General features: G+C 30.4%; 2 protein-coding genes. Both read right to left on the reverse strand.

What is annotated here, in order from left to right; genetic code table 11:
* Positions 1–254: 254 nt before the first annotated feature.
* Positions 255–1,607, reverse strand: coding sequence for a TrkH family potassium uptake protein (locus tag ACW9UN_RS16980; RefSeq protein WP_013621352.1), 1,353 nt, complete (start codon positions 1,605–1,607; stop codon positions 255–257).
* Positions 1,608–1,780: 173 nt separating this feature from the next.
* Positions 1,781–2,359, reverse strand: a complete 579-nt coding sequence (locus ACW9UN_RS16985; protein WP_459487559.1) for an outer membrane protein — start codon at positions 2,357–2,359, stop codon at positions 1,781–1,783.
* Positions 2,360–2,444: the final 85 nt, after the last annotated feature.

The following is a 2,444-nucleotide window of genomic DNA, read 5'->3' on the forward strand; positions in this document are numbered from 1 at the left end:
GGGTTCTTTTTTTGTTTTCATAAGTGACTATAATTAAGTGTTTAATTTTTAGTCAACCTATTTCAGGAAAGTACATTTTTCATATTGTTGCCAACGGTCTCGGCTATGAGTAGTTGCGTGGGTTAGCACTTAACTTTGCAAGTACACACCAAGTTGGAAATTCCTGCGGAATTTCCAAAGAAGGCGAGAACAAGCAATTACTTATAGCCATTGTTGTGTGGCGTTTTTTTCTATTTTTCCTTATATTAATTTTTTCATACAGCCAAATCATCAGCTCTGATTTTTTTAGAATCGTTATCTTTTTGTTGCAACAAAGCAAATCCAAAAGTTAGAACTCCAACTCGACCAATAAACATTAAAATAATTATCAATGTTTTCCCAATATTAGATAAATCTCCTGTAATTCCTGTGCTTAATCCAACAGTTCCTAAAGCGGATGCTACTTCAAATAATATGCTTTCAAAAGAAAAGTTTTCAAAGTAAGAAAGTAAAAATGAAAACAAGAAAATTAAACTCGTATAAAGCATAAAAGTAGATGTCGCAACATATATTCTCTCAAATGGAATAAGTCGGTTTAAAAATGTGATTTTTTTCTGACCAAACAATCGGCTTTTCAATATCGATAGCATTGCCGTTAATGTCGTTATTTTCATTCCTCCTGCTGTTCCCGAAGGCGAAGCACCGATATACATAAGAAAGGTTACAAGCAACAATATTGGCAAAGATAATTCACCGATAGGTATCGTGTTAAATCCAACAGTTGTCATAGCTGACATTGCTTGAAAGAAAGAGGTCATTAGTGAACTATTTGAGCCAAGAATAGATGATGACTCTGTTGTGTAAATGAGTAAAGTACCTAAAAAAAGCAAAAACAAAAAGCCATAAACAATGATTTTAGTTGTAAACGAAATTTCTTTTGATTTACCTCTAATTCGATACCACAAATCTGTAATTACAATAAAACCCAAAGAACCAGAAATTGCTAATACAGAAATAATTGTATTAATAAAAGTATTGTCTTGATAGCTTTCGAAACCATCATTAAACAATCCAAATCCAGCTGTGCAAAACGATGAAATACTATGAAAAATTGAAAACCAAATTGCTTTTAAACTTCCCATTCCTGAATTGGTAAAGGCAAAGTAGAAAAGTATAGCTCCAATAGTTTCCATTATTAGGGTAAAAACAATAACGCTTTTGATGAAATCTTTTATCTGAATTGTATTGGGTAAAGTAAATTCAGTACCTATTAACTTACTATGCCAATGAGTTATTTTTTTTGTGGTAAATATTAAATAGTATGTCGTTAGCGTCATATATCCAATTCCGCCAATTTGTATTAATGCCATAATAACAAACTGACCGAAAAAATTATAGGAATCGAAAACGCTTATAGTTACAAGTCCAGTAGTTGAAATTGCAGAAGTCGAAATAAACAAATTATCTAAAACGGATATGTCGGTTTTGTGAAAAAAAGGAATAGACAGTAAAATAAATCCAATGAGCGTATATAAAAAGAATCCCCAAACTAAATTCATTTGAGGTGATTTACTAATTTGGAATTTTCGGTACCAATTAGATATTTTCTTGTATGTTTTATTTTTCATTTTTTGTATTCAGGTTTTTGTTTGTAAATGACACACAACGTTGTTGTGTAAGGAAAGTTGCGTGGTTTAAGCAATAAAGTTAGTAAATAAAACACGAACCAAGAAAATCCGATAGGATTTTCGTAAGCAGGCTTTTACCAGCAATTTTTTTTACACGGTGTTGTAGGTAGTTTTTATAGTCGGTAACCTAGTCCGATTTTCAAAATATTAATATTCGTATTGTATTTTATGTCAGGTATTTCGTTGTCAACTCCTATTTTGATAAAATCATACTGAACTTCGATAAACAATTCATTTGTTATGTCATAAGCCATTCCTAAATTCAGATTGAATCCGCTTTCGGTTTGGCTTAAACTTGATGAATTTGAATTAAAACTTTCAGTATCAGATGCGTTAAATGTCATAAATGTATAACCTAACCCAACTGAAGGATGAAATCTACTTATAGATTCAGAGTTTAATTCAGCAAATATTCTTGGTTGCATTGAGAAGGCTGTCACATCAATAAGCCCAATTCTATCATTTTTTGAGTTTTTTAATATTCCATAATTAAAAGAAGCTCCAATGCTTAATAAATCTAAATTCGTAAAACGATATTTAAGTCCAGCGTCTATAATTCCGTTGAAATTTTCACCAATAAAGTTCTCGTCAATTGGAATTGGATAATTTAATTCAATACTAAATTTAGAATTTTGCGAAAATGATTTTATTGAAAAAATTATTAGAAATACTAATATTAATTGATGTTTCATAGTTCAGTTTGTATTATCCTGATATAGGTTGACCTTTTTTTAGGTTTAATTTATACCGTTCAAATTATTTTTTTAGCCGTTTAGA

This window comes from Polaribacter litoreus (assembly GCF_054584775.1).

Excerpts from the sequence above, each read along its gene's own strand:
- ACW9UN_RS16980 (WP_013621352.1), bottom strand. The coding sequence starts at position 1,607 with ATGAAAAATAAAACATACAAGAAAATATCTAATTGGTACCGAAAATTC.
- ACW9UN_RS16985 (WP_459487559.1), bottom strand. The coding sequence starts at position 2,359 with ATGAAACATCAATTAATATTAGTATTTCTAATAATTTTTTCAATAAAA.